Source organism: Hyphomicrobium denitrificans 1NES1, from assembly GCF_000230975.2.
Classification (GTDB): domain Bacteria; phylum Pseudomonadota; class Alphaproteobacteria; order Rhizobiales; family Hyphomicrobiaceae; genus Hyphomicrobium_B; species Hyphomicrobium_B denitrificans_A.
This window is the reverse complement of record NC_021172.1, coordinates 199,488-218,554: the sequence shown is the minus strand read 5'-3', so window position 1 is coordinate 218,554 and position 19,067 is coordinate 199,488. Positions and strand designations below refer to the sequence as shown.

Below are 19,067 nucleotides of genomic sequence, written 5' to 3'. Positions count from 1 at the left end.
TACGTGGTGCAGGTGAGAGGAGCTTCCTTGAACCGGAACCACCACGCGCAGGATTGGCGGCTGCGCAAACAAAAATGGTGCCTCAGGAGGGACTCGAACCCCCACACCCTTGCGGATAGCAGATTTTGAGTCTGCCGCGTCTACCGTTCCGCCACTGAGGCTTTGCGCCCGAAGCGGGCGAGAAGGGGCGATCTATACCGGCACTGTGGCCTGCGTCAACGCGCGAGAAAAGCTATTTGAGCGTATGGGTGACGCGCCCCGTGGCGTGATGATGCTCCACAATCTGGATTTCGTCGCCGACTTTGAGCCCCCGCGACTTATAGGCCAGCACCCGGATCAGAGGCCCGTGATCGAGCTGGACGATCACATTCTCCCCTTCCGCTTCAGCCACACTCGATTTGGTGACCAGCGGCTCGATGTCGGTCACCTTGCCAGCGACTTCCTTATTATCGACCTTGAGGTCGAGCGTCTCGTAACCGAATGCCAGCCCGATCGCCGCGACGATGCCAAGCCCAATTCCGATGTACTTCGCACGATCGAGCCAAATAGCCCGATTCAGTCGCCGCCGAACATCTTCGCGCACAGGTCAGCCTCCATTGAATCGCGCCGCGTGTATCAGAGATGGCCCGGCAATGTCATCCCCGCATGAGGGTAAATCTATGGTCGGTGAGGATGCGTTGCAGGCCTGCCGCGAATTACCCCGACAGAACCGCGGCGTCATGAGCCTGAGGAGCCGCACAATCCGATAAAATCAACAGGAGAATAATATCACCGGCCGCCCGCTGCGGCCAAGGGGTGATTACGTAAGCCGCCTCGCCTCACGCCGCCGCACTGGCGTGGCGGTCAACGAGCTGAACGATGTCGGCCATGATGTCATTCAGCTGGAAGTCTTTAGGCGTGTAAATGGCAGCGACGCCAAACGCCTTCAAAGCCTTCTCATCCGCGGGCGGGATGATGCCACCGACGACCACCGGCACGTCGTCGAGGCCTTCCTTGCGCATCCGTTCCATCACGTCCTTGACGAGCGGCACATGCGATCCGGAGAGAATTGACAGCCCGACCACGTGAACTGCTTCATCGACTGCGGCACGCACGATCTGAGCCGGCGTCAGACGAATGCCCTCGTAAACGACTTCCATGCCGACGTCGCGCGCGCGCACGGCAATCTGCTCTGCACCATTCGAGTGGCCGTCGAGGCCCGGTTTGCCGACAAGAAATTTAATGCGGCGGCCAAGGCGATCGGAAACTTCGTCGACCGTCGAACGAACGGCTTCGAGCCGCGCACCTTCGCGTACGACGGCCGCCTGCGCGACGCCTGTCGGCGCTCGGTATTCGCCGAACACCTTGCGCAAGGTCGTCCCCCATTCGCCCGTCGTGACGCCAGCTTTGGCAGCCGCGATGGACGACTCCATGATATTGCGACCTTCTTTGGCAGCCCGCTCGACTTCCGCGATGGCCGCCGACACCTTTTTGGCGTCGCGGTTCGCTTTCCAGGCCTTGAGACGCCCGATCTGCTCGGCTTCGACGGCCGGATCGACAACCATGATCGCGTCCGATCCGCCAGACAGCGGCGACGGCTCCGTTTCCTTGAACCTGTTGACGCCGACGACCGTCATTTCCCCGCTCTCGATTTGCGAAAGCCGGCCCGTCCCGCTCTCGACGAGACGGCGCTTCATGTAGTCGATCGCCGCGACGGCACCGCCCATTTTCTCGATTGTCGCGAGTTCCGCTTTCGCCTCTTCCTTGAGGGCGGCGACCTTCTTCGCGATCTCGACCGAGCCGTCGAAAATATCGCCGTATTCCAGAAGGTCCGTTTCGTACGCAACGATTTGTTGCATGCGGAGCGACCATTGCTGATCCCACGGCCGCGGCAGCCCCAGCGCCTCATTCCACGCAGGCAACTGCACGGCACGCGCACGCGCATTCTTTGACAGCGTCACGGCCAGCATTTCGATCAGGATACGATAGACGTTGTTCTCGGCCTGCGGCTCGGTAAGGCCGAGCGAGTTCACCTGTACGCCGTAGCGGAACCGCCGATGTTTCGCATCCTCGACACCGTAACGCTCGCGCGTGATCTCGTCCCAAAGTTCGACGAAGGCGCGCATCTTGCACATTTCGGTAATGAAACGCATGCCCGCGTTGACGAAGAACGAGACACGGCCGACCACGTTGCCGAATTCTTCCGCCGGCACTTCTCCCGACGCCTTGACGGTATCGAGCACGGCGATAGCCGTGGCCAGCGCGTAGGCAAGTTCCTGTACCGGCGTCGCACCCGCTTCCTGCAGGTGATAGGAGCAAACGTTCGTCGGGTTCCACTTCGGTACGTTCTTCGTCGAAAAGACGATCGTATCCTTGATCAGCCGCAGCGACGGCTGCGGCGGAAACACATATGTGCCGCGCGACAGGTATTCCTTGATGATGTCGTTCTGAATCGTGCCCGTGAGCTTGAGACGAGAAGCGCCGGTCTGGTCGGCAACGGCGATATAAAGCGACAACAGCCACGCAGCCGTCGCGTTGATCGTCATCGACGTGTTCATCTGATCGAGCGGGATGCCGTCGAGCAGGGTCAGCATATCGCCTAGGTGAGAAACAGGCACGCCGACCTTGCCGACCTCGCCTCGCGCCAGCTCGTGGTCCGAGTCGTAGCCTGTCTGCGTCGGCAGGTCGAAGGCGATCGACAGGCCCGTCTGACCCTTGGCCAGATTTTTCTTGTAGAGCTCGTTCGACTTGGCCGCGGTCGAATGCCCGGCGTAGGTCCGAAACAGCCAAGGCTTGTCGCGCTCGGACTTGCCGTCTTTTGCATTGGCTGGACTTGCAGTCTTGGTTTCCGGCATACGAACAGCGTCTCTCGGCTCAGGAACAGTCGCTACGATCAGGGATGTAAGGTAATTGAATGTCGCGAAAAGGCAAAAACGGCAGTTCGCCGCTCTTTCTGACTTGATAACGCTCGGCTTATGCCAAAATCAAGCTACCGTCTCGCCCGCGAACGGTACGCCACGGGCTCAAGGCGCGCCCGCCGGGCCTGATGTTCAAGCAACAGCGTCCATAGCCATTTGAAGCTCACGATCAAGCCGAGCGCCGTAACGACCCCAATGGCAACCGTCGCGGCAACGTTAGTATCCTGATCGTAGGCAAACGTGATCATCGCCGACCGGAAAACCAGCGGCGAGAGAATGCCACCCGCCATCAAAAACGGGACCGAAACGACCGCTAGCACCGGCGCATCGACGATTTCCCGGATGAACCAGAAAACCGCGGCCACCAATGCGGCGGCGATGTAGACGGTGAAAGCGTCAGTATCTTTGAGCTGCCACAGCAGATCTTGCATAGCGGGCATCCGGTCGGAGAGCGTGCGGCGAACGTGCGGGTGGCAAAAAGTATCAAGTCTTGTACACGCTAGAAGCTAGACGTTCGCGGTTAAGGAGTTCTTGATCCTCGGTTAACACCCGACTTGAGCCCCCTTCATTGCAGCGCAAAAACGTGCTTCATACTGCGATCCCCTCCGCCGGGACGTGGGGAAACGCGAAGAAGACGAGCCAGAACGGCCCTCGTCGCGGGGAAAGTCGGGAGAAGCAATATCGATGGCGAGCCAAAACGTGGCAACGAAGAATGAGGCGACCGCCGCCCAATCGCTCGAAGCAGGGGTCAAGAAAGACCTTTACGAGATCGGCGAGATCCCGCCTCTCGGGCACGTGCCGAAAAACATGTACGCCTGGACGATCCGCGAAGAGCGGCATGGCGAGCCGGACAAGGCTATGCAGGTCGAAGTTGTTCCGACCTGGGAACTCGACAGCCACGATGTCCTGGTTCTCGTGATGGCGGCAGGCGTCAACTACAACGGCGTCTGGGCCTCGCTTGGCGTGCCGATTTCGCCAATCCGCGACGTCCATAAGCATCCCTATCATATTGCGGGCTCCGATGCGTCGGGCATCGTTTGGGCCGTTGGCTCCAAGGTGAAGCGGTGGAAAGTCGGCGACGAAGTCGTCATTCACTGCAACCAGGACGATGGCGACGACGAAGAGTGCAACGGCGGCGATCCGATGTTTTCGCCGAGCCAGCGCATCTGGGGTTACGAGACGCCAGACGGCTCCTTTGCGCAGTTCTGCCGTGTGCAGGATCGCCAGCTTCTCGAACGTCCGAAGCATCTGACTTGGGAAGAGAGCGCCTGCTACACGCTGACCCTCGCAACGGCCTACCGCATGCTGTTCGGCCATCGTCCGCATGTTCTAAGGCCCGGCCACAACGTTCTCGTCTGGGGTGCATCGGGCGGCCTCGGCTCCTTCGCCGTGCAGCTCTGCGCGACGTCCGGCGCCAACGCAATCGGCGTGGTGTCGGAAGACGACAAGAAGGATTACGTCCTTCAGCTTGGCGCCAAGGGCGCCATCAACCGCAAAGACTTCAAGTGCTGGGGACAGCTTCCCAAGGTCGGCTCGCCGGAATATGCCGAGTGGCTGAAGGAAATGCGCAAATTCGGCAAAGCGATCTGGGACATCACCGGCAAGGGCGTGAACGTCGACTGCGTCTTCGAGCACCCCGGCGAATCGACGATCGCCGTCTCCGTGCAGGTCGTGAAGCGCGGCGGAATGGTCGTCATTTGTGCCGGTACGACCGGCTACAATCTAACGATGGACGCCCGCTACTTGTGGATGCACCAGAAGCGCGTCCAGGGCTCGCACTTTGCAAACCTTGCTCAGGCGTCGCAGGCCAACAAGCTGGTGGTCGAGCGGCGCATCGACCCGTGCATGTCGGAAGTTCTGTCCTGGGAGCAGATCCCCAAGGCCCACATGCGCATGATGAAGAACGAGCACAAACCGGGCAACATGGCCGTCCTCGTCTCGGCCCCGACGACGGGGCTCCGGACGCTTGAGGACGTCATTGAGGCCGGTCCGCGCCAGCGCTGAGCACTCCCCCCGCCCTCCAGAAGGAGATGTCTGGGGGCGACGGGAGAACTCTCCTGCACCCGGCCCCTGCGGTTACCTTCTGCCAACGGCGAAGAAATTCAGAGATCAGCTCGGCGAGCCGCCGCCGAACGCCGCGCGCTCGGCCGCTTCGCGCCGCATCCGCTTCATTTCGATGACGCCACGATTGAACTCCGCGCCCAGCAGAATCGTGATCGCCGTGAACTGGAAGAAGATCAATGCGATCATCAACTGCGAAAGACCGGCGTAAAACAGCGAATAGTTCGTGATCGCAAGATAACGCGACCACAGGCCCGCGAGTGCCAGCCAAAGAACGATCGACAGCAAGATCCCCGGCCAAACATCGGCCAAGCGCCGCCGTCCAGCAGCGAGCCACAAGTGCAACGCGCACAACTGCGCCGCGATCACGGCGCCCGCCAAGCCGTATCGTACGCCCGGACCGAGATCCGTCGAATCGAACAGCCGCTTGATCCATTCGGACTGAAACTGCGATGCAATCGCAGGACCGATAACGCTTGGCCCGACGACGACCGCCCACGTCAGCACCAAGGTCGAAATCGCACTGACGAATACGAAAAGCATGCTGACCAGCAGGCAAAGCGGATACGGCCGCTTCTCGTGCACGCGGTAAGCCCCGTTGAGCGCCGCGCGCAACGTTTCGATCGCGCTCGTGGCGAAGAAGAGCGCCAGAAATCCGCTGGCCGTCAGCAGGTCGATGCGCCGCGAGCCCATCACCGCCTCGATCTCGGGCGCGATACCCTTGGCGACCGGCTCGGGCAGGATGGCGAAGAGCTGGTTGATAGCATCCTGCGCAAGCTCGCGCCCGCCGAACACACCCGAAAGCGCACCCAGGAAAATGCAGAACGGGAAAATCGAAACGACGAAGGAAAACGCGACCGCGCCCGCCATCGCGAACCCCGAATGCTCGTAAAGCCGATAAATGGCTTCGAACAGTCTGCGTGCCCGCTTCATCGGTCCTTCATTCTCCCGGCCTGCCGTTCGTCGCGGAACCTAGTTGCTGAGGTGCCCAAGGTCCATAATTCCGAAGCAGCTCTTCCACTCGGGCTGCATTTCGGACACAGGCTTTTCGACCCAAGTCTGTTCAGTTAACGGCGTAATCGTCTGCCACGATCCAGACCACCACCGCACTACGAGCGTTCGCGCCGATCGGTCGCGCTTTTCGGCCCGCGGCGGCACGACTTTGGGTCACCGGCTGCGTCTGAGCGCCGGTTGCGGTCGGCGATCAGTTGGCTTATTTCCCGCGGCTAGTAAACTGACCACGGCGTGGCCAAAGAGCATTGCTGCTTTAGCTGCCGCTCCCAGCCATCTTTTCAGGAGAAATTCATGTCCGTCGCGCCCTTGAAGGCCGGAGCCAACATTCTATCCGCCGGTCCTGAGAAGCTCATCGAGCGCTGCGGCGAAGCCGTCACCGGTGCGGACCGCATCCTACAGGCGGCGAAGGCGGGTGTTCGCATCAAGATCCAGGAAGCCGGCGGCATCGACAACGCCCAGCATACCGCCCACGGACTCGCGTGGCTCGCGACCGCCGTCGAAGGCCTGCGCCAGATGCACGACTGGGCAAACCGCCTGAACGGCGAGGGCCGCTTCGGAGAACTCGAGCAGCTCCTCCTGATTGCTGCCTTCGCGGAATATGGTGCGCAGATCGCCAGCGGCATTCCGATGAGCCAACTCGAAATCGCCCGCCCCGACGCGCTCGGCGTCTCGAAGGCCGATCTTCGTCGCTTCGACGATTCGATCGCCGATCTCGTCGCGGAAGGCGGCTCGGAAGCGGTGAAGGCGCGCCTCGGCGAATTGATCGCCGCGCAGCCCGAAGCGATGACGTTCGGCGACACCGGCCTCGACGAAACGCATGCGCAGATCCAGGACCTGATGCGCCGCTTCTGCCTCGATGAAGTCTATCCGCACGCGCACGAGTGGCATCTCAAGAACGAATACATCCCGCTCGAAGTTATTGCGAAGCTCGCGGAGCTCGGCGTCTTCGGATTGGCGCTGCCGGAAGAATTCGGCGGCATGGCGCTCGGCAAGGAATCGATGTGTGTCGCGTCGGAAGAACTATCGCGCGGCTACATCGGCGTCGGCTCGCTCGGAACGCGCGCCGAGATTGCGGGCGAGTTGATCCTGCACAACGGCACGCCCGAGCAGAAAGAGAAATATCTTCCGAAGATCGCCTCCGGCGAAATGCTGCCGACGGCCGTCTTCACCGAACCGAACACCGGCTCCGATCTTGCATCACTGAAGACGCGCGCCGTGAAGGATGGCGACGTCTACAAGATCACCGGCCAGAAGACCTGGATCACGCACCCGGTTCGCGCCGACATCATGACCGTCCTGACGCGCACCAATCCGAACGAACCGGGCTACAAGGGCCTGTCGATGTTCCTCGCCGAAAAGCCGCGCGGCAACGATGAAGATCCGTTCCCGGCTAAGGGTATGACTGGTGGTGAGATCGAAGTCCTCGGCTACCGCGGCATGAAGGAATACGACATCTCCTTCGACAATTTCGAAGTGCCCGCGGTGAACCTTCTCGGTGGCGTCGAAGGCCAGGGCTTCAAGCAGCTGATGAACACGTTCGAGGGCGCGCGCATCCAGACAGCCGCCCGCGCCGTCGGCGTCGCGCAATGCGCGATGGACCTCGGTCTCAAGTATGCGCTGGAGCGCGTGCAGTTCGGCAAGCCGATCTATTCGTTCCCGCGTGTCCGCAACAAGGTCGTGATGATGGCTGTTGAGACGATGATCGCGCGCCAGCTCACGTACTTCTCGGCGCGCCAGAAAGATGCCGGACGCCGCTGCGATCTCGAAGCCGGCATGGCGAAACTGCTCGGCGCACGCGTTGCTTGGGCAAACGCCGACAATGCGTTGCAGATCCATGGCGGCAATGGCTTCGCGCTCGAATATCCGATCAGCCGCGTGCTCTGCGATGCACGCATTCTGAACATCTTCGAAGGCGCCGCAGAGATCCAGGCACAGGTCATCGCGCGCCGCCTGCTCGAAAACACCAACTGATCGCGACGGGACTTAACAAGGAAATGAGGAGCCGAGCACCATGAGACTGACAACGGCATTCCTCTTGACGACGCTGGCCCTTGCGGCTTGTGGGCCCGCCCTTGCCGACGATGACGACGGTCCGCCGACGGCAAGCTGGACCGCAGTCGAACTCAACGGCAAGCCCGTTGAAGGGCTGACCCTCGACTACACGACCGATAAAGCCTCGGGAACCGGCGGCTGCAACCGCTTCAACGGCCTGATCAGCATCGAAGACGACGCGATCCAGATCGGACCGCTGGCCTCGACAAAAATGATGTGCGAGGGCAAGTCGGAGATCGAATCGCAATACTTCGCTGCGCTCGAAGCCGCGCGGTCGTTCACGATCGACGGCGGAATGCTAATTATCAAGGACGAAAGCGGCAAAGTGATTCTGAAATTCAAGAAGTAACGGCCTTAGCAACACCTCCGGTGAGTTGCGAGGTTTTTACGCCTTTGCGGTCACGCCCGCGAGCATATACACGAGGACGCACGAAACCGTCCGCGTTTCACGACCTACCCGGGCTTTCATGGCACGCTCAATTCTCATCACCGGATGCTCGTCCGGCATCGGCCTCGACGCCGCCCGAACAATGAAACAGCGCGGCTGGCGAGTCCTTGCGACGGCCCGGAAGTCCGACGACCTCGCGCGCCTCCAGAATTTCGAGGGCGTCGAAGCGCTGCATCTCGAATTGGCTGATCCGCAATCGATCGCAACATGCGCTATTCGTGCGTTGGAGCTTACGCGCGGCCACCTCGACGCATTGTTCAACAACGCGGCCTTCGGACAAGCGGGCGCCGTGGAAGATTTGTCCCCAGCGCTTTTGCGCGAACAACTCGAAGTCAATTTGATCGGCGCACACGATCTGGCGCGACGGCTCATTCCGTCGATGCGCAAGAACGGCGCGGGTCGGATCGTCAATTGCTCATCGGTTCTGGGGATGGTCGTCGCGCCATATCGCGGCGCCTATTGCGCCTCGAAGTTCGCACTTGAGGCCCTGACGACATCGCTACGGCTGGAACTCGAAGGCTCCGGCATCCGTGTTTCCTTGATCGAACCGGGACCGATCCGCTCACGCTTCGTCGAGCACTCTGTGGCACGTCTGCTCGCAACCATCGATATCGAGAATTCTCCGCACCGCGAAGTTTATCAAACACGCCTCGAAAAGATGAATGCCGGCGGACAAATCTCGTTCAAGCTCGAACCCGAAGCCGTAACGAAACGCCTGATTCACGCGGTAGAAAGTACGCGGCCCCGTCGGCACTACTACGTCACGACACCGACGCTGATGGCCGCCGTCATGCGCCGCCTGCTGCCGCAGTTCGGCATCGATTATTTCGCGCGGCGCTTTTAGCCGGATACGGTCGTCAGCAATTTTGCGCGCCAAACGCTGAGTTTTTCTTCCAAAGACTTCGTGTAAAGCGGGCTCGACGACGGCAAATCGATCGTCGTGAAGTCCTGCTCGGACACATGCCCTGGCCTCACGACATGGCGGCGGAATAACTCGCGCGCTTTCTGACCATTGAACGCGATCGTCCGGATGTTCGGATAGTCCGCAAAGAATGCCGCGAAGGGATTCGAAGTTGCGTTTCGTATGGCGGCATCCGAGCTTCCGCTTCGTTCGGCGCTTTCCAGAACATCCCAAAGGGCGCACCGGTTACGTTTCAGAAGTTTAACACGCTCCGCATAATCCGCAGGCACCGCCTCACCAAAGATCGCGGCGATCAACGGCCAGAAATGGTTTCGAGGATGTCCGTAATACTGCTGCAGTCGCAGCGACTCTTCTCCTGGCAGTGTGCCAAGAATGAGCAACCGCGCATCCGGCGCGACAATCGGCGGAAAGCTGTACTTGGCTTGCGCTCGTGGCATAACGCATCAAGCTCGATGATAAGGGTGACCAGAAAGAATAGTCGCGGCGCGATAAAGCTGCTCGAGCAGGACGACGCGCGCAAGCCCGTGTGGAAGCGTCAGTGCACCGAGCGACAATTTCATGGCGGGAGGTCTGAGTGCTTGCGCGCCGTGACCGTCGGGACCGCCGATCAGGAATGCGCAAGCTTTGACTGCACCATCGCGCTTTTCGCTGAGCAGTCGTGCAAAAGACTCGCTGCTGATCGAACGTCCCGCCGGATCGAGCGCCACGATGAATGTGTCAGCGGCCAAGTCCTTCATCAGCCTTGCCGCTTCATCGCACTTGCGCTCGTCGGCGCTTGCGGCGCGGCTTTCGTTCAGCTCGCGAACTTCGATCGGACCTAATCCGATTGCCCGACCGGCGCCATTGAAACGCTTCACATAGCGGTCCGAGATCGCCCGCTCCTCAGCGTCCTTGAGCTTGCCGACGGCGAGAAGCGAGATGCGCATAAGGACCGCCCGCGGGTAGCCGAACCGCGTACAAGAAGGAATAAGCTCTCGCCGCTACGTCAGTGCTGCGAGCTGTCGCCGCGCGAGGCGTCCGCAGGAATGTCGGCCTGCCACATCTTTTCGAGGTTATAGAACTCGCGCACCTCGGGCCGGAAGACGTGGACAATGACGTCGCCCGTGTCGATCAACACCCAGTCGCAGGCGTTGAGCCCCTCGACCCGGACGCGAGCCTCGCCGCGCGCTTTCAGCTTGTCGCGCAGCTGCTCGGCGATTGCCGCGACGTGCCGGTCGTTACGACCGGATGCGACAACCATGAAGTCGCCGAGCGCGGACTTTCCTTTGAGGGGGATGGAGACAATGTCCTCGGCCTTTGCGTCGTCGAGCCAATGGACGACGTCTTCGAGGAGAGCGGCCGAATCCGGCGCCTTGGCGGCGGACTGGGCGAGAGAGCTGCCCTTACGGGCGTCCTCGGCTGTGGTTCGGATCAAGCGGTAAGCATCCTTCGCTGGTTGGTCCCGCATGTCAGACGGTCCGGCCAATTCCGGACTGCTGGTATACTAAACGGCGTCGCCGCCGCCCGCAAACGAAATCGGGATACCCTTTGTCGTGAAAACGTCATAATATTCAAAGGCCTAGGAGGTAACCGCCGCCGCAGGCGTTGCTGCGTTGCGTAACGCCGTTGACGAAAGGTCCGAAAGCCGGATCGTTAACAGCGTCCAGGCAGGCGGCTTTTTATCCACCAACGAACGGGCTTCCGATTCGGGCAGGCGCCAGCGGGAAAGGGCAAGCGCGGCGGGAGACGAGAGTCCCCGCAGCCGCCAGCCGGGCCGGTCCACGACGGCAATTGGCATGATGTCGGCAATGCTCCGCCAATGCTGCCAGCGGTCGAAGGACGCGAGATTGTCCGCGCCCATGATCCACACGAACCGGACACCGGGATGGCGGTGCTTCAGGAACGCCAACGTCGCCGCCGTATAGTTCGTGCCGAGTTCGCGCTCGAAACCCGTCACCTTCATTTTTGGGCCGACCGCGAATTGGCGCACCAGATCCATGCGGCCGTTCACGGCCGACAGACCATCGCGCGACTTGAGCGGATTGCCTGGCGTGATCAGCCACCAGAGCTGATCGAGCCCCAGGCGTTTCATCGCAGCTTCCGCGGCGATCCGATGGCCCGCGTGCGGCGGATTGAATGAACCGCCCATGACCCCGATCCGCTGACCGGTGAGGCAAGGAGGCGGATGGACGCGAAGCGATCCAAAGCTCTGCTGCGGAATCTTTCGCGTCAAATCAGACGTGCCTCATCCGTAGCACTCACTTCGGCCGCGTCTGGCCGGTGCCGCGCACCTTATACTTAAAGCTCGTGAGCTGCTCCACGCCGACCGGGCCTCGCGCATGCATCTTGCCAGTCGCAATTCCGATCTCGCCGCCAAACCCGAACTCGCCGCCATCGGCGAATTGCGTCGATGCGTTGACCAGCACGATCGCGGAATCGACGCGGTTCAGGAACCGCTCGGCCGTCGCTTCACATTCGGTGATGATGGCATCGGTGTGCTGCGAACCGTAGCGTGCGATATGCTCGATGGCGCCGTCGACGCCATCGACCGTCTTCACCGCGATCACGGCATCGAGGAACTCCTTGCCGTAATCGTCAGGCTGCGCCGCCTTGACACGGGGATCGACTTTTTGCGTGGCCTCATCGCCGCGAACTTCGCAACCGTCGTCGAGCAAGGCTTTGACGAGCGGGCTCAGGACATCGCCGCGCGCGTTCTTGTCGACGAGCAGGCATTCGGTCGCGCCGCAAATGCCTGTCCGCCGCATCTTGGCATTCACGACGAGCGGCACGGCGATCTTCATGTCTGCGCCCTGATCGACGTAGGTATGACAGATGCCTTCGAGATGCGCGAAAACGGGAACGCGGGCTTCTTCCTGGACGCGCTGGACGAGCCCCTTGCCGCCTCGAGGCACGATGACGTCAATCGAACCGTTCAAGCCGCGCAGCATGGCGCCGACGGCTTCGCGGTCCGTCGTCGGAACGAGCTGGATCGCCGCTTCCGGCAGCCCCGCCTCCCGCAAACCTTCAACGAGACAGGCGTGAATGGCGACGCTTGAATGGTGGCTTTCCGAGCCTCCGCGCAGGATCGCGGCGTTCCCAGCCTTGAGCGCCAGCGCACCGGCATCCGCGGTCACGTTGGGACGGCTCTCATAGATAATACCGATTGTTCCGAGCGGCACGCGAACGCGCTGAAATTTGAGACCGTTGGGACGCGTCCACTCCGCGAGCACCGTCCCGACGGGATCGGGAAGTGCTGCAATGTCTTCAAGACCGACAGCAATGCCATTGATGCGCTTCTCATCGAGCAAAAGCCGGTCGACGAATGCAGCCGGCCGGCCTGCGGCTTTCGCAGCTTCGATGTCCCTGGCGTTGGCGGCAAGGATTTTCGGCGTTGCCGCGCGCAATGCTTTCGCCGCGGCGAGCAGCGCCGCGTTTTTTTCCTCAGGCGTCGCGATGGCAAGCCTGTGGCTCGCAGCCTTCGCGGCTTGACCGATGCCGTGCATCAGCTCCGCAGTCTCATTCTCGATGCGCTCCGGTTTGTTCATCGCTATTTCCTCGTCAGCGCCATATCGTCCCGGTGGATCAGCGTCGCGCGCCCCTCGAACCCGAGGATCGCGGCGATCTCGCTGGAACGCTTGCCTATGATACGTCGCGCGTCGTCCGCCGCATAGGCGACAAGACCACGTCCGAGTTCCCGGCCGTTCGCGGACCTTATCGTAACGGCATCGCCGCGGTCGAAAGAGCCGTCAATACGGGTGACGCCCGCCGGCAAAAGGCTTTTTCCCGACATCAGAGCCTTCTCGGCGCCCGCATCGAGGTAAACGTGTCCGCTCGGCTCGAGCTGACCGGATATCCAGCGCTTTCTTGCCGTCACCGGGTCGGACTTGGCGACGAACCACGTGACCCGCGCGCCTTCCGAGATGGCCCTGAGCGGATTGAGAACTTTTCCGGTCGTGATGACCATATCGGTTCCGGCCGACAGCGCGATCTTTCCGGCCTCGATCTTCGTCTTCATGCCGCCTTTGGAAAGCTCCGTGCCGGCATCCCCCGCCATAGCCTCGATCTCGGGCGTAATCTCTGAGACGAGCGGAATATGCTTGGCGTTCTGGTCTTCGCCCGGCGGCGCCGTGTAGAGCCCGTCGACATCGGACAACAGCACGAGGCAATCCGCCGACACCATCGATGCAACGCGTGCCGACAGCCGATCGTTATCGCCATAGCGGATTTCAGCCGTGGCGACCGTATCATTCTCGTTCACGACAGGAATAGCCTTAAGCGCCAGCAGCACCTCGATCGTGTTGCGTGCATTCAAGTAGCGCCGCCGTTCTTCCGTATCGCCGAGCGTCAGGAGAATCTGCGCCGCCGTCAGCCCGCGCGCCGCCGCGAGTTCCTGATAGGCATGCGCGAGGCTGATCTGCCCGACAGACGCCGCAGCCTGGCTTTGCTCGAGTTCGAGCGGCCCTTTCGGCAGCTTCAATGCGTGCCGCCCCAGCGCGATGGAGCCTGACGAGACGAGCACGATGTCTTTGCCTGCCCGTGCAAGCTCGGCAACGTCGTCCATGAACGAATTGAGCCAGTCCGATTTGATCCGGCCGGTCTTTTGGTCCGTCAGCAGCGCCGAGCCGATTTTCACGACGATGCGCCGCGCCTTTGCCCATTCAGGGCGCGCGGTAGCGATCGTAGCTGCGGACTGCGGAGCGCGGACCATGTCAATCCCGGATTGAAAGTCGAGCCGGATGCGCGATGCACCGGATCTTCGCGTGCTTATCTGCAAATGCGCGCATTCGGGCAAGAGGCCGATGCCGCATATCAGCCAGACAAGTTGATTTTTACCAAATGCCGGACCCCTGGCGTGCGGCTTACGGGACAACGGCAAAAAACAAGAACGTGCCAAAGATAACCAGATGCAGGAAGCCGAAGAGCACGTTCGTCCGGCCGGTACCGAACGTCAGGATGCTGGCAGCGAGCGTCATCACCACCAGGGCCATGTCGCGTGGATCGAGCCCTAGAATAAGGGGCTTTTGCAAAATGATGTTGGACGCGGCGATCGCCGGGATCGTGAGTCCGATGGTCGCGAGGGACGATCCAAGAGCCAGGTTAAGGCTTTTCTGCAGGTCGTCGCGGCTGGCCGCCCGGATTGCCGCGATCGACTCCGGCAATAGCACGATAAGCGCGATAACAACGCCGCTGAGGCCCGCTGGCGCACCGACCGCCGCAACACCGGCGTTCACTTCAATCGCAAAAAGTTTGGCAAGCAGAACGACTGCAGTAAGCGCAACACAGAGAAAGAATGTTGAGCCGATAAGCTTTCCCACGCTCGCCGCATCGGAATCGGGTGGGTCGCGATCGCCGGAAAAATAATCGCGATGCCGCACGGTCTGGGTGAAGACAAAGACGGCATAGAGAGCAATGATCGCCATGCTCATGAATGTCAGTTGGCTTGTCGAGTAGAGGCGGCCCGGAGCCGAGCTGGTATAATTTGGCAAAATAATCGATAGAGTCGTCAGCACGATCAGCATGGCCAGATAGATCTTGGCCGACGTCACGTCGAAGGTCTGCTCGCGGTAGCGGATGCCACCGACCAGAAGGCAAGCTCCGACAAGCCCCGTCGTGATGATCATGACGACGGAAAACACGGTATCCCGCACCAAGGTCGGCGCTGCCTTGCCTGTCAGCATGAGCGAAACGATGAGAGCCAGCTCGATCACTGTAACCGCCATCGTCAAAACGAGAGTGCCGAGGGGCTCTCCTGTGAGATGCGCAACCTCTTCGGCGTGGTAGACCGCCGCAAAAACTGCAGCCATCAAAAGCGGAATCAGCAAAACCGCTATGGCGATCCCGAGCGGATCTAACGCAAAATCGTCACCAAAACCGACCCATGTCGCGATCGCAAAAAGCGCTACTCCAACAATCGGCAGAGTCCAGGACCAGATCGGCGTTCGCGTCGAGTGGACCATTGATGCTCTTTTGGCTGAAAATTGAAGGCGGATGAGCAATTGTGCGCGACTTGCGGGCGGCTCGCAAGGTAAAGCGCAAAGTTCTTTAGGGCTGCCAGTGTCTGCTCGCGTCGCGATCCGCTTCTTCTTCCGCCGCGTTGCCGCGCGAAATCTCACGCGCCAGAGCAAAGAGCGCGTCCTTTACCCCTGCACCGGATACGGCCGAGAGCAGGAGGGGAGTCTTGCGTGCTGCCTTTTTCAAAGCGTCACGGCGTTCCGCGAGCGTGATCTCATCCAGCGCGTCGATCTTTGAAAGCGCGACAATTTCTTTCTTCTTGTCGATGCCGCCGCCGTAGGCCTTCAGCTCCCGACGCACCGTCTTGTAGTCGTTCACAACATCTGGAGATGTCGCATCGACGAGGTGCAAAAGAACGCGGCAGCGCTCGATATGTCCGAGGAAGCGGTCGCCGAGCCCGGCGCCCTCGCTCGCACCTTCGATCAGGCCCGGAATGTCCGCCAGCACGAAGTCGACATCGCCAGCGCGCACGACGCCGAGGTTCGGATGGAGCGTCGTGAATGGATAATCGGCGATCTTCGGTTTCGCAGCGCTGACGGTTGCGAGAAACGTCGATTTTCCGGCATTCGGCAAGCCGACGAGCGCCGCATCCGCGATGAGCTTCAGTCTCAGCCAGATCGTAAGTTCTTCGCCCGGCTGTCCGGGATTGGCATGGCGCGGCGCCTGGTTCGTCGCGCTCTTGAAATGTGCGTTACCAAAACCGCCGTTGCCGCCCTTGGCTAGGCGCACGCGCGCGCCGGGCTCCGTCAGGTCTGCGAGCAGCGTCTCGCCGTCTTCCGCCAACACCTGCGTGCCGGGAGGAACCTTGATGATGCAGTCGCGGCCGTTTGGCCCGGCGCGGTTCTGACCCATACCGGGCGTGCCATTCTGTGCAGAGAAGTGTTGCTGATACCGATAGTCGATCAGAGTGTTGAGATTCTGCACGCACTCGACCCAGACATCGCCGCCGTTGCCGCCGTCGCCACCATTCGGCCCGCCGAACTCGATGAACTTCTCGCGCCGGAATGCGACGCAGCCGTTCCCGCCCGCGCCGGACTTTATGTAGATCTTGGCTTGGTCCAGAAACTTCATGACGCCAGCGCCCGAATGGTCATCGTCCACGGCCTGCGCCGTTCGTAGGCCAGCGCCGGAAGCTCACATTGGCGGGCTTCGCACCATCCGGTCGAATCCCCGATGTATTTAAAGCCGAGCTTCTGAATGACACGTGCCGACGCCGGATTGCCGGTCAAGTGCTTGCAGACAAAGCGCCTGACACCCGCTTTGGTAAAGCCATAAGCCATCACGGCACTTGCGGCTTCCGTCGCGAACCCCTGCCCCCAATAGGGCTTGCCGATCCAATAGCCGAGCTCGGCATTGCCATTGCGCGCGGCCGTAAAGCCACAAATGCCAATGAGTTCCGCATCGCGCTCGATACCGAAAACCTTTTCGCCATCCTCGACGCCGTTAATCCAGTGATGCGCCGCGCTCGCCGTATAAGGATAGGGAATGCGTCCCGTCATGCTTGCGACGTCCCAATCGCCCGCGAGATCTGCGATCCGGGCGGCGTCGCTGTAGACAACGGCTCTGAGACGAAGGCGGGCGGTTTGCATGCACGATAACTAAGCGGACGTGTGTGGCGAAAAGGGATATGAGGCCACCGCTGAAAAAGCAAAAGGGGACGGCAGTGCCATCCCCGAATTCTCTATCAGCCGTGTCCAGGGCTTATTCGGCCGCGACGGGCTTTGCAGGCTTTACCGAAATATAGATGCGGCCGTTCCGCTTGGTATCGAATTCGACCGTTCCCTCTTCGACCGCGAAGATCGTATGGTCGGTTCCCATGCCGACACCCGAACCTGGATGCCACTGGGTGCCGCGCTGGCGGCACAAGATGTTACCGGGAATGACGTACTCGCCGCCGTAGCGTTTGATGCCGAGACGCTTGCTCTCGGAATCGCGACCGTTACGCGTCGAGCCGCCTGCTTTTTTCTGTGCCATTTCAGAATCCTCGAATAAAGCGGCGGCTCGTTACGCGCCGGTGATATCGGTAATACGCACGATCGAAAGGTCCTGACGGTGCCCCTTCTTGCGGCGCGAATTTTTGCGACGGCGCTTTTTGAATGCGATGAGCTTCGGCCCGCGCGACTGCTCGACAAGCTCTGCAACGACTTTGGCACCGGATACGACCGGCGCACCGATCTTAACGTCGGCGCCAGAGCCGACCATAAGCACTTGGTCGAACTCAACCGTCGCACCGGCGTCGCCGGGAACCCGCTCAATGGTGACGACATCGTCCTTGGAGACGCGGTATTGCTTGCCGCCGGTCTTAATGACAGCGTACATGATCAATCCTTCCGGCCTTAATTGGCCTGTTTCCGCGCCCTGTGGCGCCATCGAAAACGATGGACTTTCAAAGGGATGCTGAAATTTCCAGCACGAGCCTCGGGCAGCGCATTGAAGGCGGTATTTTATCCCGCCTGCGAGTGGCGGTTTATTGTCGAAGTGAGGCACCTTGTCAATCGCCATGCGGCGTTTCGGCCGTCGCCGCAATCGAGTTCCTGCCGGCTCGCAAATTCGGCCTGCCATAGCCACTTCCTGTCCTGATAATCCGGGGCGGCTGTACAGGCGGCAGGAATCGAGGGCATGGGAACGATGCGGGTACGATTTGACAACGAGGCACCCGGAATGTCGGCACGCCGAATGCCCCTGAACGAAATCCCCATCATTGAAACCGGACACGATTTCCCACTGACGACGCTGCGCGCATACGAAAATCGGGCACATGCCCTGCTCGATGCAGCATCGCGCCGGTATCCACGCAGCGTCCTCGCTGGCCTCGACAAGGTCTCGCGCGCCTGGCTCGCGCGCTGGAATAACGAGCATCTTCGCGAAATCGACGAGATCGCGCGCATCCTCGGCCGGCCGGGAGCCTACTTTTTCTCCGTCAACTATGAATGGGCCTGCACATGCCGCGCTGCGCCATCGCCGGATGGCCGATCGGCGCGTCTGATCCGGGTGCTGGACTGGCAGACGCCGGGGCTTGGAGCCAACCTCATTTGCGCAAAAGTCTCAGGCGCCGATGCCGGACCGTTCTCGCTGTTGACGTGGCCAGGATACACGGGCGTCCTTCAGGTGATGGCTCCGGGACGCTTTTCAGCAGCGCTCAATCAGGCGCCGATGCGCAGGGCAACGGGGCTATTCTATGTCGATTGGGCCGCGAACCGCCGACGTGTCTGGCATATGCCTCACCCGACGCCTGCGCATTTGCTGCGCAAGGTCGCCGAAGAAGCCACGGATTTCGCCGAGGCACGGCGCATGCTGATCACGCAGCCGATCTCGACGCCGGCTATCTTCACACTCGCAGGCACCGAAGCTGCGGAGACGACGGTCATCGAACGCTCCGAGCGCGACGCCGGCGCCAGGGATGGCGCCCACGTCGCAGCCAACCATTGGGAAACGCCAGGATGGCACGGGCATGCGCGCGGCGACAAGAGCAGCGACCGCGCATGCATTATGAGAGACGTCGACACATCTTTCGACACTGCGTTCGCGTGGCTCACACCCCCAATTCTGAACGAAAACACGCGCCTCGCAATGGTTGCCGATGCCAGGGAAGGGCGCATCATCGCGCGCGGCTACGAGAAGACAGGCCCCGCGACCACCGCGCTCGATATGACGTGGTGTGCGCCGAACTGACGCCGCTTGC

At 61.1% G+C, this 19,067-nt stretch carries 20 protein-coding genes and 1 tRNA gene; 5 read left to right on the top strand and 16 right to left on the bottom strand.

Translation table 11 applies throughout. The features are described 5' to 3' along the window. Positions 1 to 75: 75 nt before the first annotated feature. The 4 genes from HYPDE_RS01015 to HYPDE_RS01000 form a co-directional block, all read right to left on the bottom strand. A tRNA-Leu gene (locus tag HYPDE_RS01015) sits at positions 76 to 161 on the bottom strand. A 71-nt stretch (positions 162 to 232) separates the two neighbouring features. Next, positions 233 to 583 (bottom strand): hypothetical protein, encoded by a 351-nt coding sequence (locus tag HYPDE_RS01010; RefSeq protein WP_015596455.1) that lies wholly within the window; start codon positions 581 to 583, stop codon positions 233 to 235. Between the two features lie 235 nt (positions 584 to 818). After that, entirely contained in the window at positions 819 to 2,834 is a 2,016-nt protein-coding gene (locus tag HYPDE_RS01005; protein ID WP_015596454.1) for a protein meaA, read from the bottom strand. Between the two features lie 134 nt (positions 2,835 to 2,968). Next, on the bottom strand, positions 2,969 to 3,328 hold the full coding sequence (locus HYPDE_RS01000; RefSeq protein WP_144061140.1) for a hypothetical protein: 360 nt from the start codon (positions 3,326 to 3,328) through the stop codon (positions 2,969 to 2,971). Between the two features lie 253 nt (positions 3,329 to 3,581). On the opposite strand from HYPDE_RS01000, the gene ccrA reads away from it, so the two are divergent. Beyond that, positions 3,582 to 4,901, top strand: a complete 1,320-nt coding sequence (gene ccrA / locus HYPDE_RS00995; protein WP_041319724.1) for a crotonyl-CoA carboxylase/reductase — start codon at positions 3,582 to 3,584, stop codon at positions 4,899 to 4,901. Between the two features lie 105 nt (positions 4,902 to 5,006). Here the strand turns inward: ccrA and HYPDE_RS00990 are convergent, their stop codons facing one another. Beyond that, positions 5,007 to 5,891: a YihY/virulence factor BrkB family protein gene (locus HYPDE_RS00990; RefSeq protein ID WP_015596451.1), complete on the bottom strand. Its 885-nt coding sequence runs from the start codon at positions 5,889 to 5,891 to the stop codon at positions 5,007 to 5,009. Positions 5,892 to 6,263: 372 nt separating this feature from the next. On the opposite strand from HYPDE_RS00990, the gene HYPDE_RS00985 reads away from it, so the two are divergent. The 3 genes from HYPDE_RS00985 (at position 6,264) to HYPDE_RS00975 (ending at position 9,316) form a co-directional block, all read left to right on the top strand. After that, positions 6,264 to 7,943, top strand: a complete 1,680-nt coding sequence (locus HYPDE_RS00985) for an acyl-CoA dehydrogenase family protein (RefSeq protein ID WP_015596449.1) — start codon at positions 6,264 to 6,266, stop codon at positions 7,941 to 7,943. Positions 7,944 to 7,983: 40 nt separating this feature from the next. Further along, on the top strand, positions 7,984 to 8,373 hold the full coding sequence (locus tag HYPDE_RS00980; RefSeq protein WP_015596448.1) for an META domain-containing protein: 390 nt from the start codon (positions 7,984 to 7,986) through the stop codon (positions 8,371 to 8,373). Between the two features lie 118 nt (positions 8,374 to 8,491). Beyond that, a complete protein-coding gene (locus HYPDE_RS00975; protein WP_015596447.1) occupies positions 8,492 to 9,316 on the top strand; it encodes an SDR family NAD(P)-dependent oxidoreductase in 825 nt (274 codons plus the stop codon). Here HYPDE_RS00975 and HYPDE_RS00970 read toward each other — a convergent pair. The 11 genes from HYPDE_RS00970 to rplU form a co-directional block, all read right to left on the bottom strand. Next, positions 9,313 to 9,831: a DNA-deoxyinosine glycosylase gene (locus tag HYPDE_RS00970; protein WP_015596446.1), complete on the bottom strand. Its 519-nt coding sequence runs from the start codon at positions 9,829 to 9,831 to the stop codon at positions 9,313 to 9,315. The genes HYPDE_RS00975 and HYPDE_RS00970 overlap by 4 nt on opposite strands. 6 nt (positions 9,832 to 9,837) lie before the next feature. Next, positions 9,838 to 10,320 carry a 23S rRNA (pseudouridine(1915)-N(3))-methyltransferase RlmH gene (rlmH, locus tag HYPDE_RS00965; RefSeq protein WP_015596445.1) on the bottom strand — a complete coding sequence of 161 codons (483 nt, stop codon included), beginning with the start codon at positions 10,318 to 10,320 and terminating at the stop codon, positions 9,838 to 9,840. A gap of 59 nt (positions 10,321 to 10,379) precedes the next feature. Next, a complete protein-coding gene (rsfS, locus tag HYPDE_RS00960; protein ID WP_041319721.1) occupies positions 10,380 to 10,841 on the bottom strand; it encodes a ribosome silencing factor in 462 nt (153 codons plus the stop codon). 111 nt (positions 10,842 to 10,952) lie between these two features. Continuing rightward, the gene (locus HYPDE_RS00955; protein WP_015596443.1) at positions 10,953 to 11,606 is read right to left on the bottom strand and encodes a nicotinate-nucleotide adenylyltransferase; all 654 of its coding nucleotides are present in this window, start codon (positions 11,604 to 11,606) and stop codon (positions 10,953 to 10,955) included. A gap of 25 nt (positions 11,607 to 11,631) precedes the next feature. Continuing rightward, positions 11,632 to 12,918, bottom strand: coding sequence for a glutamate-5-semialdehyde dehydrogenase (locus HYPDE_RS00950; protein ID WP_015596442.1), 1,287 nt, complete (start codon positions 12,916 to 12,918; stop codon positions 11,632 to 11,634). Positions 12,919 to 12,920: 2 nt separating this feature from the next. After that, positions 12,921 to 14,081 (bottom strand): glutamate 5-kinase, encoded by a 1,161-nt coding sequence (gene proB, locus HYPDE_RS00945; protein ID WP_041319719.1) that lies wholly within the window; start codon positions 14,079 to 14,081, stop codon positions 12,921 to 12,923. Positions 14,082 to 14,232: 151 nt separating this feature from the next. Next, positions 14,233 to 15,330, bottom strand: a complete 1,098-nt coding sequence (locus HYPDE_RS00940; RefSeq protein WP_015596440.1) for a calcium:proton antiporter — start codon at positions 15,328 to 15,330, stop codon at positions 14,233 to 14,235. 85 nt (positions 15,331 to 15,415) lie between these two features. Continuing rightward, positions 15,416 to 16,456 (bottom strand): GTPase ObgE, encoded by a 1,041-nt coding sequence (gene obgE / locus HYPDE_RS00935; protein ID WP_015596439.1) that lies wholly within the window; start codon positions 16,454 to 16,456, stop codon positions 15,416 to 15,418. Next, the gene (locus HYPDE_RS00930; RefSeq protein ID WP_015596438.1) at positions 16,453 to 16,974 is read right to left on the bottom strand and encodes a GNAT family N-acetyltransferase; all 522 of its coding nucleotides are present in this window, start codon (positions 16,972 to 16,974) and stop codon (positions 16,453 to 16,455) included. The genes obgE and HYPDE_RS00930 overlap by 4 nt, the downstream gene beginning before the upstream one ends. 112 nt (positions 16,975 to 17,086) lie before the next feature. Beyond that, the gene (rpmA, locus tag HYPDE_RS00925; protein WP_015596437.1) at positions 17,087 to 17,359 is read right to left on the bottom strand and encodes a 50S ribosomal protein L27; all 273 of its coding nucleotides are present in this window, start codon (positions 17,357 to 17,359) and stop codon (positions 17,087 to 17,089) included. Between the two features lie 30 nt (positions 17,360 to 17,389). Further along, positions 17,390 to 17,704 (bottom strand): 50S ribosomal protein L21, encoded by a 315-nt coding sequence (gene rplU / locus HYPDE_RS00920; RefSeq protein ID WP_015596436.1) that lies wholly within the window; start codon positions 17,702 to 17,704, stop codon positions 17,390 to 17,392. A gap of 342 nt (positions 17,705 to 18,046) precedes the next feature. On the opposite strand from rplU, the gene HYPDE_RS00915 reads away from it, so the two are divergent. Then, the gene (locus tag HYPDE_RS00915) at positions 18,047 to 19,057 is read left to right on the top strand and encodes a hypothetical protein (RefSeq protein ID WP_244437748.1); all 1,011 of its coding nucleotides are present in this window, start codon (positions 18,047 to 18,049) and stop codon (positions 19,055 to 19,057) included. The last annotated feature ends 10 nt before the right edge of the window (positions 19,058 to 19,067 follow it).

Coding starts and splice junctions, on each gene's coding strand:
- rsfS (WP_041319721.1), bottom strand. CDS start 10,841: ATGCGGGACCAACCAGCGAAGGATGCTTACCGCTTGATCCGAACCACA.
- HYPDE_RS01005 (WP_015596454.1), bottom strand. CDS start 2,834: ATGCCGGAAACCAAGACTGCAAGTCCAGCCAATGCAAAAGACGGCAAG.
- HYPDE_RS00930 (WP_015596438.1), bottom strand. CDS start 16,974: ATGCAAACCGCCCGCCTTCGTCTCAGAGCCGTTGTCTACAGCGACGCC.
- HYPDE_RS00990 (WP_015596451.1), bottom strand. CDS start 5,891: ATGAAGCGGGCACGCAGACTGTTCGAAGCCATTTATCGGCTTTACGAG.
- HYPDE_RS00985 (WP_015596449.1), top strand. CDS start 6,264: ATGTCCGTCGCGCCCTTGAAGGCCGGAGCCAACATTCTATCCGCCGGT.
- HYPDE_RS01000 (WP_144061140.1), bottom strand. CDS start 3,328: ATGCAAGATCTGCTGTGGCAGCTCAAAGATACTGACGCTTTCACCGTC.
- HYPDE_RS00940 (WP_015596440.1), bottom strand. CDS start 15,330: ATGGTCCACTCGACGCGAACGCCGATCTGGTCCTGGACTCTGCCGATT.
- proB (WP_041319719.1), bottom strand. CDS start 14,081: ATGGTCCGCGCTCCGCAGTCCGCAGCTACGATCGCTACCGCGCGCCCT.
- HYPDE_RS00915 (WP_244437748.1), top strand. CDS start 18,047: ATGTCGGCACGCCGAATGCCCCTGAACGAAATCCCCATCATTGAAACC.
- rplU (WP_015596436.1), bottom strand. CDS start 17,704: ATGTACGCTGTCATTAAGACCGGCGGCAAGCAATACCGCGTCTCCAAG.
- HYPDE_RS00980 (WP_015596448.1), top strand. CDS start 7,984: ATGAGACTGACAACGGCATTCCTCTTGACGACGCTGGCCCTTGCGGCT.
- rpmA (WP_015596437.1), bottom strand. CDS start 17,359: ATGGCACAGAAAAAAGCAGGCGGCTCGACGCGTAACGGTCGCGATTCC.
- ccrA (WP_041319724.1), top strand. CDS start 3,582: ATGGCGAGCCAAAACGTGGCAACGAAGAATGAGGCGACCGCCGCCCAA.
- obgE (WP_015596439.1), bottom strand. CDS start 16,456: ATGAAGTTTCTGGACCAAGCCAAGATCTACATAAAGTCCGGCGCGGGC.
- rlmH (WP_015596445.1), bottom strand. CDS start 10,320: ATGCGCATCTCGCTTCTCGCCGTCGGCAAGCTCAAGGACGCTGAGGAG.
- HYPDE_RS00970 (WP_015596446.1), bottom strand. CDS start 9,831: ATGCCACGAGCGCAAGCCAAGTACAGCTTTCCGCCGATTGTCGCGCCG.
- HYPDE_RS00975 (WP_015596447.1), top strand. CDS start 8,492: ATGGCACGCTCAATTCTCATCACCGGATGCTCGTCCGGCATCGGCCTC.
- HYPDE_RS00950 (WP_015596442.1), bottom strand. CDS start 12,918: ATGAACAAACCGGAGCGCATCGAGAATGAGACTGCGGAGCTGATGCAC.